This is a genomic window from Micromonospora sp. NPDC005087 (assembly GCF_042872965.1).
Classification (GTDB): domain Bacteria; phylum Actinomycetota; class Actinomycetes; order Mycobacteriales; family Micromonosporaceae; genus Micromonospora.
On the sequence record NZ_JBIALB010000037.1, the window covers coordinates 1 to 14,954 of the forward strand.

Below are 14,954 nucleotides of genomic sequence, written 5' to 3' on the forward strand. Positions count from 1 at the left end.
CCGATGGCTCCACGCCCATATCCACCACTGTCCGCTATGGACGCAATGCCCGTGTCACCCCGATCGGCGCCCCGACCCTTGTTGAGATCACCTCAGTGCCTGGATCTGGGATTTCTCGTCAACGCAGAGCACTACGGCCCGTTCGGGCGGGTGGTGATAGAGCCCGACGACGTCGACGACTTTTTCGATGAACTGCGGATCGGTGGACAGCTTGAACGTGTCGGCCCGGTGCGGCTTGAGGCCGAAGTCGCGCCAGATCCGGCCGATCGTCGACTTCGACAGCCCAGACTTCGCGGCCATTGAGGTCCGGGACCAGTGCGTGGCGTTACGCGGTGTCTGCTCAAGGGTGGCGACGACCACCTCTTCGACCTTGTCCAAGGCGATTGACGGAGGCCGGCCGGGACGCTGTTCATCGATCAACCCGTCGAGGCGTTCGACCAGGAACCGACGCCGCCATTTACCTACAGTGGACAGGTGAACACCCAGGGCCGTTGCCACATCGGTGTTCGAGGCGCCCTCGGCGCACGCCAGGATGATCCGGGACCGCATCGCGAGAACCTGCGAAGACTTCGCCCGACGCGACCAGCGGGTCAGCGTCGTGCGTTCCTCGTCGGTCAACACCAGCGGTGCGGTAGGGCGCCCGGTTCGTGCCATCACCTCACCCTACACCAACTTATTAGGCGAATTTCCGGCGCAGGACACTAGCCTCGGTCTTTCATTTGGGCGGCCGTTCATAGCTTCTGATCGATGGAGCCGGTTCGGAATTCGCGCTCCAGTTTCGCCGGCATGCTGACGGCCCGGCGCTGGGCCGGGTTCCTCCGTGTTGATGGTCGGTGCGTGGGGTTGCAGGGTCAGCCGGCGGGTCGTGGTAGTGCGGCGAGGCGGTTGAACGCGGCGGTCAGATCGTCGGTCCAGGGCCAGTCGGCGGCGATGGCGAGTCGGGTCCGGCGGGCGGTGCGGGTGAGGCGGGCGGCGACGTGTAGCAGTCGGTGACGCAGTTTCTTGGGTTCGGCTCGGGCGAGGTCACCGTCGAGGAGCAGGGTTTGGGTCCAGGCGAGTAGGTCGATGCCGGTCAGGGCCAGTTGGAGCCATGCCTGGTTGATCGCGAACACTCGGGACGGGAACCGGCCGAAGCCGGTGTCCTTGCCGGTGCGGATACGGTCCTCGACACGGGCGTGGGCGCGGTGCCGGGCCTCCAGGTGCTGGATGCCGCCGTCGCCGGGTGGGGTGTCGGTGGCGACGACCTGGTGCCGCCAGCCTTCGACAGTGTCGAACAGTGACAGTTGGGCGCCGGGATGCGGGCGTTCACGGCGGACCAGGAACCGGGTGCCCGCAGGCCAGCCGGCCGCTTCGAACAGGCCGGTGATCTCGCAGACCTCGGCGTGTTCCCGCAGTTCACCGTCGGTGTCGACAGCGGGGACCCAGCCGGTCGCAGCCTGAATCGCGACCCGGAGGGGTTCGGTGATCGCGGCGCCGACGGAGAACCGGATGTCCAGGTGGTGTTGCTCGCGCAGGGACCGGATGTGGGCGAGGAAGCCGTGGCTGGAGCCGGCCGAATCGCTGCGCAGCAGGATCGGGGTGCCGTGCCGGACAGCGTCGGGGATCTGGGCCAGGGCCTGGTCCAGGACGGTGATGTGGTCGGCGGTGGTGTTCGAGCCGGCCCGGCCCTCCCGCAACAAGCCGGCGAGGGCCTCGCCGGTGTTGTCCAGGAAGCAGAGCAACGGGTGATAGCCGAAGGTCTACTTCCAGGTACGAGTCGCCGACTCCTTTTCGGAATGGCAGATCACGATCGTCGCGTCGATGTCCAGGACCAGACCGTTGACCTGCCGGCCGGCCGCCTTCACCGCCGGCAGGTCACCGTTGACCTCGGCGTGCTGGGCCCAGGCGACCTCGCGGGCTCGAGCCCGCGCGGCACGTAGTTCGGCCAGCATCGCCTCGTCGAGTCGGGACAACAGCCGCCACGCGGTCGGGTCGGAGGCGACCAGCCCGAACAGGGCCGACTGGTCACGCAGCACCGCCAGATCGGCGATCACCTCACCACCGTCGGCGAGCATCACCGCCAGATCCACGGCGACGCGGCCCGGGTCGTGGCCGCTGCGCCGTTGCCGCAACGCCGCCAACGCGAGGCTGAACGCGCTGGTCAACCCAGTTACGTCGGCCAGATCGGCGAGCAGGCGGGCACCGACGTGCCCGACAACGCCCCGCCCGCCGCCGGTCACCATGATCTTCGGACGTGTTGCGGTAGCCTTCACCCAGCAAGTGCCTTCCGTGACAGGAACATCGGACCCTCAGCAAGTCCTATTTTCCCTGATCAGAAGGCACTTCTTCATTTCTGCCCAGCCCTTGGACAGCCCTTAATGAAGGGCCGAGGCTAGCGGATCCAGCGACGCTACCTGTCACGGAGACACACACCCATACTGGCGAAGGCGGCATTCACGACTTCGACTCGGACGGCGACGTGCGGCGCAGAACTCTCCTGACGGGCGTGACGATCAGCGGCATCACCCTGCCGAACGTCGCAACCCTGCTCGAAGCACTGGTCGCACCACGACCTCGCAACGCCGAGCCAATCACCTTGCCGCTCCGGCAATTCGCTCGGGACGTGGCCGCCGCGAAAATCGACTATCAGGCGTGCCGTTACGAGCAGGTTCTCGCCGGGCTCGTGGCCCTATTGCCCGCCTTGGAACCAACCCGTGCGGACGCCGAGGGTGAGCAGCGGGCGCAGGTCGATGCCTTGACCAGCGACCTCTACCACGTCGTCGGCAGCGTGCTCCTCAAGGTCGGTGACAAAGGCATGGCCTCGGTCGCCGCAGAACGCAGCACCCGTGCCGCTGCGATCAGTCAAGACCCGGTGGCGATGGCTGCAAGCGCCCGGATCATGACCCACGCCCTGATGAGCAACGGCCACAGCAATCAGGCACAGCAGCTCGCTGAAGACGCGGCCGAGACCCTCCGACGCGGCACCCGACTCGCCTCGACCGACGCGGTCGCCGTCTATGGCGCGCTGCTGCTGCGCGGCGCTATCGCCGCCGCCCGCGACAACAACCGAGACAACGCACAGGCCATGCTCGATGAGGCCGCCCATGCCTCCGACCGCCTAGGCTACGACGGCAACGACCGGTGGACCGGCTTCGGTGCCACCAACGTCCTGCTGCACCGCGTCAACATCGCGCTGACCCTGGGTGACGCAGGCACCGCCATCGCGCTGGCCCGCGAGGTGCCGCTGGACAAGATCGGCCTTACCGAACGCAAGGCCTCCCTGTTCGTCGACGTGGCCCGGGCCTACACGCAGTGGGGACGCTACGAGCACGGCCTGAACGCGCTTCGCAGCGCGTATGAGGTGGCACCGGGGGAAATCCGGTGCCGGCCAACGGTCCAGCACATCGCCAGCGACCTGGCAGTCCTTACCCGGGCGCACGTTCGCAGCGCCGTCCTTGACTTCGCCCAGCACGCCGGGATCCGCGTATGACTCGCGCCCACCTGCAGATCATCGTCTGCGCTGCCGGGCCCGCCGCAGACGTGACACAACTGGTCACCACCGCGACGCAACAGTCGTGGACAACGGCGGTCACCGCCACCCCCAGCAGCCTCGACTTCATCGACGCCGAAGCGATAGAGCGGCTAACCGGGCACCCGGTCCGCTCCACCTACCGGTCGTCCCCAAGCACACGCCGATCTCTCCCCGCGGCGGACGCGCTCATCATCGCCCCCGCCACCTACAACTCCGTCAACAAGATCGCCCTCGGCATCGCCGACAACTACGCGATGACGACGATCGCCGAACTGATCGGCCGGCATGTGCCCACCGTGGTCGTCCCATTCGTCAACGCCGCACTGGCCGCCCGCGCACCCTTCCAACGTGCCGTGGCGAGCCTCCGCGATGAGCGCGTCCGGATCCTTCTCGGCACCGACGACGGATGGGAGCCACACCCGCCCGGCAGCGGCAACAGTCGCCAGAAGGCCTTCCCGTGGACGACGGCGTTCGACGCGGCAGCCCGGCTGGCTGGCAAGGGCGCCGGCCGGCAGCACTGACAGCAACCGGCTCCGCAGTGCATCTGCCTCGGCAGCATGAACGACCAGACCCCGAGGTCGGTCAGCTGCCGGACGATGCCGTCCCGGCATCCTCCACACCTTTTCATTGGGCCAGCCAGAGCCTTAATTGCTGGTGCGCCGCTAGTGTCCTGAGTCGTTAATTCGCCGGCAGTACGTGGCGAGGCTGTTGAGGATGTCGTCGGCGGTTCTGGTCCAGACGAATGGTTTCGGGTCGGCGTTCCACGCGTCGATCCAGGTGCGGACGTCGGCTTCGAGTTCGGCGAGGCTGCGGTGGCTTGACCTGCGGAGCTTGCGGTTGGTCAGTTCCGCGAACCAGCGTTCGACGAGGTTGAGCCAGGACGCCGAGGTCGGCGTGAAGTGCAGGTGGAAGCGGGGATGCGCGGCCAGCCACCGCTGCACGGCCGGGGTCTTGTGGGTGGCGTAGTTGTCCAGCACCAGGTGCAGGTCCAACTCGGCGGGCGTGTTCGCGTCGACGACCTTCAGGAACTTGAGGAACTCCTGATGGCGGTGCTTGCGGTGGACCTGCCCGATGACCGTGCCGGTGGCGACGTCGAACGCGGCGAACAGGCTGGCCACGCCGTGGCGGACGTAGTCGTGGGTCTGCCGGGCGGGGACGGTGGGCATCATCGGCAGCATCGGCCGGGTTCGTTCCAGGGCCTGCATCTGCGACTTCTCGTCCACGCACAACACCATCGCCTTGACCGGCGGGTCGAGATACAGACCCACCACGTCGCGGACCTTCTCCACGAACAGCGGATCAGCCGACAGTTTCCACGTGTCCACCAGATGCGGCTTGAGGCCGAACGCCCGCCAGATCCGCGACACCGCGGTCTGCGACAACCCGGCGGCCTTGGCCATCGACCGCGTCGACCAGTGGCTGTCCTGGTTGGATGGCTGTTGCTCCAGCGTCCGCACGATGACCTCCTCGACCCGGTCGTCGCTGATGCGGCGAGGCGCCCCAGGCCGCGGTTCGTCGGTCAACCCCTGCAACCGGCGGGCTAGAAACCGGCTACGCCACTTGCCCACCATGTCCCGCGAGACACCCAACCGCTCCGCGACGTGCGTGTTGACCAGGCCATCGGCGCACAACAACACGATCTTCGACCGCAACGCCAACGCCTGCGATGACTTACCCCGCCGCGCCCACCGGGTCAAACACGCACGCTCGTCATCACTCAGTTCCACCACACCACGCGGACGACCAGCCATCCCGACAGCTTACTATCTGGCGGCGGATTAACGACTCAGGACACTAGGGACTCGAACCCCTCAAGTCGTGCGGATCCGCCGCAGACGCCGCCGGCTGGGCACGAAGAAGTGGACCACCGAGGTCGTCTACGCGATCACCGGCCTACCCACCCACCATGCCCGACCCGAAGAAATCGCCGCTTGGGCCCGCGAACACTGGACCATCGAGAACAACGTGCACTGGATCCGCGACGTGACCTTCGCCGAAGACGCCAGTCAGGTCCGCTCCCAGAACACCCCGCCGTCATGGCCGCCCTGCACGACATCATCCGCAGCACGTTCCACCTCACCGGCTGGGCGAACACCGCCAGCGCCCGCCGCGCCCACGCCATTCCCAAATGCCGCCCTCACCCTCCCACGGCATTCCATGATCAACCGGACATTCCCGGAACACTCCGAGGCCCTGGCCGCGCTGCACCTGACCCATTTCGAATACAAATACCTACCGCGAAGTCGCTGAGATTACTTTTTGGATGTCCGATTTTCTCGTTGGCTCGGAGTGTTCGACCAACTCGATCTCGCCCTACTCGAATGCGTGGATTGGCCTACCGGCGACGTCTCACACGAGGTCCGACGGCGAACGTCACCCGTCGAGCATGAACTCCTCGCCACACCGAAAAACCCCAGACGGCAATTGGTGTGGCCGCTTCACGAGCGTCCGCTGCCGTGCGGCGACCCGGGCAACTGTCACCGGTTACGTGACCGGCAACCCGGCCACCGGTCAGGGGGCCTCGTCAAACATGAAAATCCATCGGTTAAACTTGCTGGTCAATGACCTTCCTCGACTACATCTCCGGCGTGCCCGCATATCTGGAACGAGAGTGGTCTGACCTACTCGAGCTGGCCTTCGAGCATTTGCTTGTGGTGCTCGTCACAATCGTGTTGGCGACTGTGATCGCGCTCGGGTTGGGCCTGGCAACCTATCGCAATCGGAACGGAGCCAGAGCCGTACTCACGGTGACCGGCACGTTCCTGACCGTCCCGTCGTTCGCCCTGTTCGGACTGTTCATACCGATTTTCGGTCTCGGGGCCGTGCCCACGGTCGTCGCATTGGTGCTGTACTCACTGCTTCCCATCGCGCGCAACACGATCACTGGGCTGCGTTCGGTCGATCCAGCTATTGTCGAATCGGCGCAGGGCATGGGGCTCTCCCACCGCCAACGGCTGCTCCGCATCGAGCTACCGCTCGCCTGGCCGGTCATCATGACCGGCGTACGCGTGTCGACCCTGATGATCGTTGGGATCGCCGCCATCGCGGCCATCGTCAACGGGCCCGGCCTCGGTGGTCCGATCTTCCAGGGGCTCTCGGCGATCGGCACCCAGCGCGGCTTCAACCTTGCCTTCAGCGGAACCCTCTTCGTGGCGATGCTGGCGCTGCTGCTGGACGGCGTCCTCGGAATGATCTCCAAGTTGACGACATCGAAGGGGCTGTGATGCCTGAGCATAAACAAGGGACCGTTACGGCGGCGTCCATCCGCCTCGAGTCGTTGACCAAGCGCTATCCGGGTCAGGCCGAGTCGGCCGTGGACAACATCACCATGGACATACCGGCAGGCGAGATCGTGGTTCTGGTCGGACCCTCTGGTTGCGGCAAGACCACCAGCCTGAAGATGATCAACCGGATCATCGAACCGACCTCCGGACGCATCTTCATCGACGGCGAGGACGTGACCCACGTCAACGCTGATCAACTACGCCGCCGGATCGGCTACGTCATCCAACAGATCGGCCTGTTCCCGCACATGACGATCGCCGAGAACATCGGCATGGTGCCCGGGCTGCTCGGGTGGAGCCGGGCCCGGATCTCCGAGCGTGTCGACGAACTGCTGGATCTGGTGGGCATGGAACCGTCGGCCTACCGTGCGCGGTACCCGAAGGAACTCTCAGGCGGCCAGCGCCAACGGGTCGGGGTCGCCCGGGCGATGAGCGCCGACCCTCCGGTGCTGCTGATGGACGAGCCGTTCGGCGCCATCGACCCGATCACCCGCGAGCGTCTCCAGAACGAGTTCCTCCGCCTGCAGAGCAACATTCGGAAGACCATCGTCTTCGTCACCCACGACATCGACGAGGCGATCAAGCTCGGCGACCGGATCGCGATCCTCAGGAAGGGGTCGAAGATCGCCCAGTACGACACGCCCGAAGCGATCCTGACGGCTCCGGCCGACGACTTCGTCGCGGACTTCATCGGCTCGGGGGCATCGCTCAAGCGCCTGAGCCTCAGCCGCGTCCGAGACGTGGAGCTCAACCAGTGGGCAGTCGGCCGGCTCGACGACGATCGGGCACACCTGCGCCAGGCGCTCACCGACAGCGATCACGGGTCGCTGCTGTTGCTCGACGAGAACCAGCGGCCGGTTCGCTGGGTCACCGGGCATGACCTGACACGGTCGGGTGAATCCCTCGATCGGGTGGGGCTTCCCGCGGCGGCCACCGTGGAGCCGCACGCCACGCTGCACGACGCGCTCAACGAGATGGTCACCTCGCGGGTCGGGTGCGCGATCGTCGTCGACGACCAGCGGCGGTACCAGGGCATCGTCGACATGCGCACAGTGATGCGCGCCATCGACGAGATGCGGGAGAGTTCCCGGGCCCGGGACCGGGACACGGCAGGCCAGCCCGCGGAGGCCGGTTAAGGTGGCCATCCCAGCATTCGGGGCCAGGACCCGCGAGGTCGCGCGCGACGCCGACGACCTACTCAGCGAGCTCGGCGGACCGTCCCGGTTCTGGCGGCGGTTGGGCACTCCGGTGCTCCTCGCCGCCGTCTGCGTCGCCCTGTACCTCTACGTGCGGAACCAGGAGCTCGACAGAATCTCCCAGGCGAGCCTCAACGCCGACACGATTCGCGAGAAGCTGATCGAGCATGTGGAGCTCACCTTCGTCTCCACCCTGATCGTCGTCCTCCTGGCGGTGCCGTTGGGGGTGCTCCTGACCCGGTCAGCGGTCCGCAGGTTCTCCCCGGTAGTGCTCGCCGTCGCCAACATCGGTCAGGCGATACCGTCGATCGGGGTTCTGGTGTTGATGGCGATCACCGTCGGCATCGGCTTCGGCCAGGCTGTCTATGCGCTGGTCATCTACGCCGCGCTGCCGGTCCTCCGTAACACCATCGTCGGCCTGAACCAGGTCGATCGCGCGCTCGTCGAGGCGGGCCGGGGAATGGGCCTGAGCGGCTGGCAGGTGCTTCGCCGCATCGAGCTACCGCTGAGCGTGCCGGTCCTGCTCGCCGGCATCCGTACGGCACTCATCATCAACGTCGGCACCGCCACCCTGGCGACCTTCGTCGGTGCCGGCGGCCTCGGCTTCCTTATCGACCAGGGGATCCGCTTCGATCGGATGCCCGTTCTCATCACCGGAAGTGTCCTCACCGCAGTTCTGGCGCTGCTCCTTGACTGGGTGGCCGGAATTGTCGAGGAGGCTCTGCGCCCGAAGGGGCTATGACCTCCGCGGCTTCGTCCTGAGTCGCTGACTATCAGAGGAGGAACATGAGGAACATGAACAAGCGAGGCCGTTGGCCGCTGCTCACCGGCGCACTGGCGCTGGTGATGCTCGTCGCCGCGTGCGGCAGCGACGGCAACGACGATGTCGCGGGCAGCGGAAGCATCGGGGAGAAGTTCGACCTCGGCGGCGCCACGGTCACCGTCGGCTCCAAGGAGTTCACCGAGCAACTCATCCTCGGAAACCTGACCAAGCTCGCACTCACCGCCGCGGGCGCCAAGGTGGAGGACCAGATCGGATTGCAGGGCAGTACGACCGTCCGCGCCGCGCTGACCTCCGGCGAGATCGACCTGTACTGGGAGTATCTCGGTACCGGCTGGGTCACCTACCTGAAGAACGAGAAGGGCATCCCCGGAGGCCAGGCGCAGTTCGAAGCAGTCCGGGACGCCGACGCCGCCAACGGTGTCACCTGGCTCGACCCGGCCCCGTTCAACGACACCTACGCGATCGCAGCGAGCAGCGAGACCGCCGAGCGGCTCGGCGTCGCCTCGATCTCCGACGTCGCCGCACTGGTCGCAAGCAACCCCGCGGACGCGACCTTCTGCGTCGGCGGCGAGTTCTCCACCCGGCCCGACGGCCTGCCCGGCCTGGAGAAGGCGTACGGCTTCAAGGTCGCACCGGACAACGTCTCCAACGTGCAGGACGCCCTCGTGTACAACCAGGTCGACAAGGGCGAGTGTGCCTTCGGCTCGATCACCTCCACCGACGGTCGGGTGGGTAGTCTCGGTCTCACCGTGTTGACCGACGACAAGCAGTTCTTCCCGCCCTTCAACGGTTCCGTGAACGTCCGCAGTGAGGTGCTCGACGAGCACCCCGAGATCAAGGACATCTTCGCTCCAATCGCAGCGGCCCTCGACGACGCCACGATGGTCGGGCTCAACGCGAAGGTCGACGTGGACGGTGAGGAACCGGCGGATGTCGCCAAGACCTGGTTGACGGAGAACGGCTACATCGGCTGACGACCCTGCCCCACGGCACCAACGTCGGGCCACTGTGTCACCGCCTAGGGGTTCGATCCCCTTCGGGCGCACAGACAATCAAGGCCGTGACCCGCGCAACCGCGGGTCACGGCCTTGGTCGCTTCTGCCGCTTGCTGCCCGCGCGACGCCCCTGCCCGTCAGAACTCCTCGTACACTGCCGGGTCCTGATCCCTGAGACGACCATCGGGCGGCCCAGCGCGGTGATGGCTCGACCTCGGCGTCGGTGAGCTTGATGCCGAAGATGTCGAGGTCCTCCTGCTGCCGCCGGGGTGAGGCTTCCTTAGGCAGCGGAACCACCTGACGGGCCACGTGCCAGGGAGGAGGGCCTGCGCCGGGGTGATATGTCCGCGGTGCCGGAGCACCCGTCGAGCACCCGTCATGCCGTCGTGCGGAACGGCAGGCGACCATTCAGGAGCCCAGCCACATAGCTACGTCGAGGCCGATCGGCCGGCCCCGCTCGCCGATTCGTCCCAACCACTCCGGCGTACGTAAGCAATCGGTAACGCAACGACGCCCGACCGTTCGGCCGGTGCTTCCGCAGGTTGTAGGAAATCACGCCGGAGCAGAGCAGGACCAGCACGGCCAGCAAGATGGCGAGGAGCACCATTCCGGCCTGGTCGTCGGCGGTCGACCCGGGCTCGGACCGGTTTTGGGCCGCTCTTGAGTGCTCGGATGCGGGAGCACTGCGGACCGGACCTGGACAGCCGCCGATACCGTGCCATCTATGGGTGATTTGAGGGCGGACTTCGCCGAACGTGGCGCGTTCTTTCGAGACACCAGCCTGCCGAGCGCTGTGCTGGCCAAGTACCGGCCCGGCTTGTTTCTTCGTGAGCCGACGTTCTGCGACGCCTCGGGGCGACCGGGTGGCTTCGTCGCCCCGCATCGCTATGTGATTTTCTCCGCCAATGCGCGGACGCTTCCGCTGATGCCGCCCGGGTGGGGCCTGTGTCTGTGGCCGAGGGACCGGCTGTTCAAGATTGTCGACAGGGTGACCGACGGCGTCCGTACTCAGATCACCCTGCTGGAGGTCCCGGACCGCCACGTCGCGGTGTTCTCCGGCGAGGAGCCCAACGGCATCGAGACCGCCTACGCCGCGCATGGTCGGGAGCTGTTCGAACAGCTTCGGTTAGCAGGTGTGGTGCCCGAGTTGGACACCGACCGGTGGCGGGAGCGGCTGGTGTACCCGGTGGGGGTCGACGACGAGGCTGGCTACTTCCCGCTCTACAAGCCGGCGGAGTACACCGACGGCGCGCCCCTTACTCAAATGGCGCAGGCGGTTCAGTATCAGGCGAAACGTCTCCTAGAGGCCGGCGCGTTCGGCGACGCGCAGGCGCAGCTGCGTTCGAGCGTCGAGCCGTTGCAGCCGTTCGCGTCCCGGCTGCCTGAGGCGCTGACGGGTCTGCTGGCGGTGCGCGCGGAGCTGCACACGCAGCTGGGCGACGGCAACGCGGCGGAGGCTGACCTGCACGAGGCGTTCAGGTTGTGCAAGCAGCTCAACGAGGATCGGCTACCGGTGGCTGCCATCCTGTCCCGCCTTGGCCACCTCTATCAGAGTGCCGGCGAGCTCGACGCCGCGGAGAAGCACTACCTGCACGCGCTGGCGATCAAACGACGGGTTGCCGGCGATCGCAGCGCGGAGGTGGTCCCGACGCTCGTGTCTGTCGCCGTCCTGCACGAGCAGCGCGGCCAGTACGCGCGGGCGCAGGAGCTGCTCGATGACGCACGCTCCATCACACGGGAACTCGGTCGGGACGACGACCCGGTAATGCTGAACAACCTCGCACGGCTGCAGCAGGCGCACGGCCGATACGACGACGCGTGGGAAAACTATCGGGCAGCGCTGGCGGCAACCCGCCCGTCCGCGATCGGGGGGCACCAGCACACCGCGCTGCTGGGCAATCTGGCCGAGCTGCACGCGGCGCGCGGCGACGCGGAAAAGGCCCTTCGGCTGCTGACCGAGGTACTCGACCGGCAGCGGGAGATGTTCGCCGAGCTTGGCGCCTACGGCTCACAGGAACAGCATGTGCAACTACTGAGGGCATCGCGGGCCCGCGTCGCGCAGTACGTCGCGCTGGTGATGTCGCGGTTCACGAGCTCACCGGCGCGTGTCCGCCGGCTGGCGGACCTGGTGGTGGACCACAAGGGTCTGGGCATTGACTCGTTCGCGCGGCGGCGTGAGGCGGCCGCTGCGGATCCTGATCTGCGGGCGCGACTGGATCGGTTGGCCCAACTACGCGGGTGGGTTGCCGAGCAGCAGTTCGCCGGCCCCGGCCAGAGTAACCAGGCGGGCTTCCACGAGGGGCTACGTCGGGCTCGCCAGGAGTGTGAGGCGTTGGAGGCGGAACTTGCGCGGAACCTGCCTGGCTTCGATACGGGCCGCCTTGGCCGGCGGGTGGACAGTGCGATGGTGGCGCGGGTGACGCCGGCCGGCGCAGCGTCGGTGGAGCTGCTGCGGTACGGCGACTTCGACTTCGAAGCCGTTCGGAGCCGAGGCGAGCAGCAGTGGCGGGCGGCACGGTACCTCGCTGTCGTCCTGCTGCCCGAGCGGCCCGATGAGCCGGTCCTGGTCGATCTCGGGGTGGCCGCGGCAGTGGACGAACTTGTCGCGGCCGTGAGGGCCCAGGCCACCGGCCGGCGCGACCAACCCGCTGGGGCGCGGCAGCCGATCACCCCGCAGGCTGCGCCCCGGGATGCGTCGCAGCGCCTCCGGACCGTCGTGTTCGACCCGTTGCGCGCCGCGGTCGGCGACACCCGCCGGTTGTTGATCGCACCGGACGGCGACCTGCTGCGGCTGCCGTTCGAGATGCTGGCGACCATAGACGGCCGGCAGGTGATTGACGATTACACCATCTCCTACCTCACCGCGACGCGGGACCTGCTCCGGCTTGCCGCACCGGCCCGGCTCGCGTCAACGCCGCCGCTGGTGGTGGCGGGCCCCGACTACGACCTCGGGTCGCCCGCCGCCCTGGGTAAGCCGCTGGCGCTGCTGCCAGCCGCCGTCGAGGAGGGCGAACGCATCGGCAGGCTGCTGGGTGTACGCCCCAGACTCGCCGGTGAGGCAACGAAGACGGCGATCCGAGATGCTCACGCACCGGTGGTCCTGCACATCGCTACGCACGGTTTCGCCCTCAAGCGCCAACCGCCACTGGGGCCGCACGAGGTCACCGTCGGCATGACCACCCGCCTGGCCGACCCGGATCAGATGTCGCTCGTGCTCAACGGTGTCCTCGCAACTCCGGGCCCGTTCGTGGCCGCCGACGACGACTTCACCCGCATGGCCGGGAGCCGGTTGGCGAACCCGCTGTTGCGTTCCGCGCTCGCGATGGCCGGCGCGAACACGTGGTTGGGCGGCGGCGAGCCACCGGACGGAGCCGGCAACGGCATCCTCACGGCGTTGGAGGTGACCGGCCTGGATTTGGACGGCACCGAGCTTGTGGTGTTGTCCGCGTGCGACACCGGCCTGGGCGAGGTGGAACCCGGCGAAGGTGTCTTCGGTTTACGCCGCTGTTTCGTGCTGGCCGGCGCCCGCACCCTCGTGATGAGTCTGTGGAAGGTCCCGGACGAGCAGACGGCGCAGCTCATGGCGGACTTCTATCAGCTTCTGCGCGATGGGCTGCCGCGCGCTGAAGCGCTGCGCCAGGCACAGTTGCGCACCCGCGAGCGGCACCCCGATCCCCGTTACTGGGCGGCGTTCGTCTGCCAGGGTGACGACGGTAGCCTGTCTATATAGAAGCCTCACCCGTACCGGAGCTGGAGCCTGAGCGTTGACCGACCGCGGCGCATTCCCGATCGACGACTTCTGCCCCGAGTGTGAGCTCACCCATGGCCGCCACGAGACGTGGTGCTCCGCCCACTACGCAGGGGACGCCGGCATGCCGACCGAGGACGGCTGCGGTGCTGCGGTGCCGGTGCGCACCGATGAATCGCCTGCCGACACCGAGTAGGCCCACCACCATGTCGAACGGACCGCGCTGGCTGGTGCGCTACCCCCTGGGCACGACCGACGCATTCCGGTCCATGGGCACCGTCGCCGCGCCGCTGCTGGCCGGTTTCGCCCTTGCCACGCTCGCGGTGCTGCTCACCAGCGATGTGAAGGTGCGCCTTGCCGGGCCCGCCACGTTCGCGCTCGCCCTCGCCGCGGCCATGTTCGTTTTCTGTGTGCAGTTCACCGTCGCTGGGCTGCTGTATTCCGCCTCGCCCGCCGAACGCTCCGACTGGCAACCCGCCGCCAACGATTCGGACGTCGCGGAGCGGATGCGGCGGGTGCAGCGCAGGGACTACTTCCTGCAGGGAAGGTATCTTTTCCGCGCCCGGCTGACCTACGACGTGGGAATCGTCAGCCTGCTTGCTGCGCTCCTGGCCTTAGTCACCCCCCACGACTGGCTGTCTTGGCGGGGCGCCGCGTTCGCGGTGGTCGCGGCAGCCTTGGCGGTCGAGTTCGTCTGGGTGATCGCCGGCCGCACCCGCCACGCACCTGGCTGGCTTCTTCCCTCCTACCGTCACACCCGCCAGTAGCATTTTCTGCGATCGGAGACGGCAAGCATCGGCTGGCGCTCGCCCACCCGGCCGAGTTGAGCTGTAACTACATGATCAAAATGGCGGCTGAACTGCAGCTGTGCTGACTGTAAAATTGACGTGGATCCTGGGTGCCGATTTCGGGTGATCGTGGCACGGCTGGCCCGCGTCGCGGGCTAGCCATGTTCAGTTCGGCGCTCGGTCCGGTGGCTACTGAAAGGCGAGCCCCGCCGCCGCTACACAAGGCGCACCGTCACCGGTCGTCGCCGGCACGATCGACATCATGTGCGGGGACCTGTTCCAACAGACGCTCACCGGGAAGCGGACTGGCGACGTCCGAACTGGCAGATGAAGGGTCCGCAGGTTGCGCGTCTGCTGGCCCTCAGTCTTTCGTGGCCCCGCGCCCGACCCGCCTGACCCTGCCCTTGCCGGAAGCCTCGTGCGCCCAGGTCAGGCGGCATGTTCGTACTCGTGAAGGATGCCGCGTAGGCGTTCACGCCTACGTATGTCGAGGCGGGCGATCTGGCCTGGATCGGTGATCGCCCGAGGCAAGGCGTGCAGCGGTCGGGCGTTCGCGATGCCCTGATGCGGCCGATGGGAGTTGTAGAACCGCTGGAACTCCCGCAGGGCTCGGCAAAGGCGGCGCTGGCTCCCAGATCAACGCGCGGT

8 protein-coding genes and 4 pseudogenes are annotated in these 14,954 nt (G+C 67.2%); 9 read left to right on the top strand and 3 right to left on the bottom strand.

The features are described from left to right. Positions 1–93: 93 nt before the first annotated feature. Together ACFYPS_RS34845 and ACFYPS_RS34850 are read right to left on the bottom strand one after the other, a co-directional pair. Positions 94–654, bottom strand: a pseudogene (locus ACFYPS_RS34845) (IS630 family transposase); the annotation flags it as partial. 197 nt (positions 655–851) lie between these two features. Beyond that, positions 852–2,252, bottom strand: a pseudogene (locus ACFYPS_RS34850) (IS1380 family transposase). A 131-nt stretch (positions 2,253–2,383) separates the two neighbouring features. On the opposite strand from ACFYPS_RS34850, the pseudogene ACFYPS_RS34855 reads away from it, so the two are divergent. Together ACFYPS_RS34855 and ACFYPS_RS34860 are read left to right on the top strand one after the other, a co-directional pair. Further along, positions 2,384–3,469, top strand: a pseudogene (locus ACFYPS_RS34855) (hypothetical protein); the annotation flags it as partial. Further along, a complete protein-coding gene (locus tag ACFYPS_RS34860) occupies positions 3,466–4,032 on the top strand; it encodes a flavoprotein (RefSeq protein ID WP_387330455.1) in 567 nt (188 codons plus the stop codon). The pseudogene ACFYPS_RS34855 and the gene ACFYPS_RS34860, both read left to right, overlap by 4 nt. 141 nt (positions 4,033–4,173) lie before the next feature. Here the strand turns inward: ACFYPS_RS34860 and ACFYPS_RS34865 are convergent, their stop codons facing one another. Next, positions 4,174–5,262 (bottom strand): IS630 family transposase, encoded by a 1,089-nt coding sequence (locus ACFYPS_RS34865; RefSeq protein WP_387330458.1) that lies wholly within the window; start codon positions 5,260–5,262, stop codon positions 4,174–4,176. 61 nt (positions 5,263–5,323) lie between these two features. On the opposite strand from ACFYPS_RS34865, the pseudogene ACFYPS_RS34870 reads away from it, so the two are divergent. The 7 genes and pseudogenes from ACFYPS_RS34870 to ACFYPS_RS34900 form a co-directional block, all read left to right on the top strand. Further along, positions 5,324–5,628, top strand: a pseudogene (locus ACFYPS_RS34870) (transposase); the annotation flags it as partial. A gap of 444 nt (positions 5,629–6,072) precedes the next feature. After that, a complete protein-coding gene (locus tag ACFYPS_RS34875) occupies positions 6,073–6,735 on the top strand; it encodes an ABC transporter permease (RefSeq protein WP_387330461.1) in 663 nt (220 codons plus the stop codon). Continuing rightward, a complete protein-coding gene (locus tag ACFYPS_RS34880; protein ID WP_354968583.1) occupies positions 6,735–7,931 on the top strand; it encodes a betaine/proline/choline family ABC transporter ATP-binding protein in 1,197 nt (398 codons plus the stop codon). Before ACFYPS_RS34875 ends, ACFYPS_RS34880 begins: the two co-directional genes overlap by 1 nt. 112 nt (positions 7,932–8,043) lie before the next feature. Then, the gene (locus ACFYPS_RS34885) at positions 8,044–8,733 is read left to right on the top strand and encodes an ABC transporter permease (RefSeq protein WP_354968582.1); all 690 of its coding nucleotides are present in this window, start codon (positions 8,044–8,046) and stop codon (positions 8,731–8,733) included. A gap of 53 nt (positions 8,734–8,786) precedes the next feature. Next, a complete protein-coding gene (locus ACFYPS_RS34890; protein ID WP_354968581.1) occupies positions 8,787–9,749 on the top strand; it encodes a glycine betaine ABC transporter substrate-binding protein in 963 nt (320 codons plus the stop codon). Positions 9,750–10,494: 745 nt separating this feature from the next. Further along, complete coding sequence (locus ACFYPS_RS34895; protein WP_387330466.1) at positions 10,495–13,500, top strand: CHAT domain-containing protein; 3,006 nt, start codon at positions 10,495–10,497, stop codon at positions 13,498–13,500. Between the two features lie 224 nt (positions 13,501–13,724). Then, positions 13,725–14,285: a hypothetical protein gene (locus tag ACFYPS_RS34900; protein ID WP_354968579.1), complete on the top strand. Its 561-nt coding sequence runs from the start codon at positions 13,725–13,727 to the stop codon at positions 14,283–14,285. Positions 14,286–14,954 lie beyond the last annotated feature (669 nt).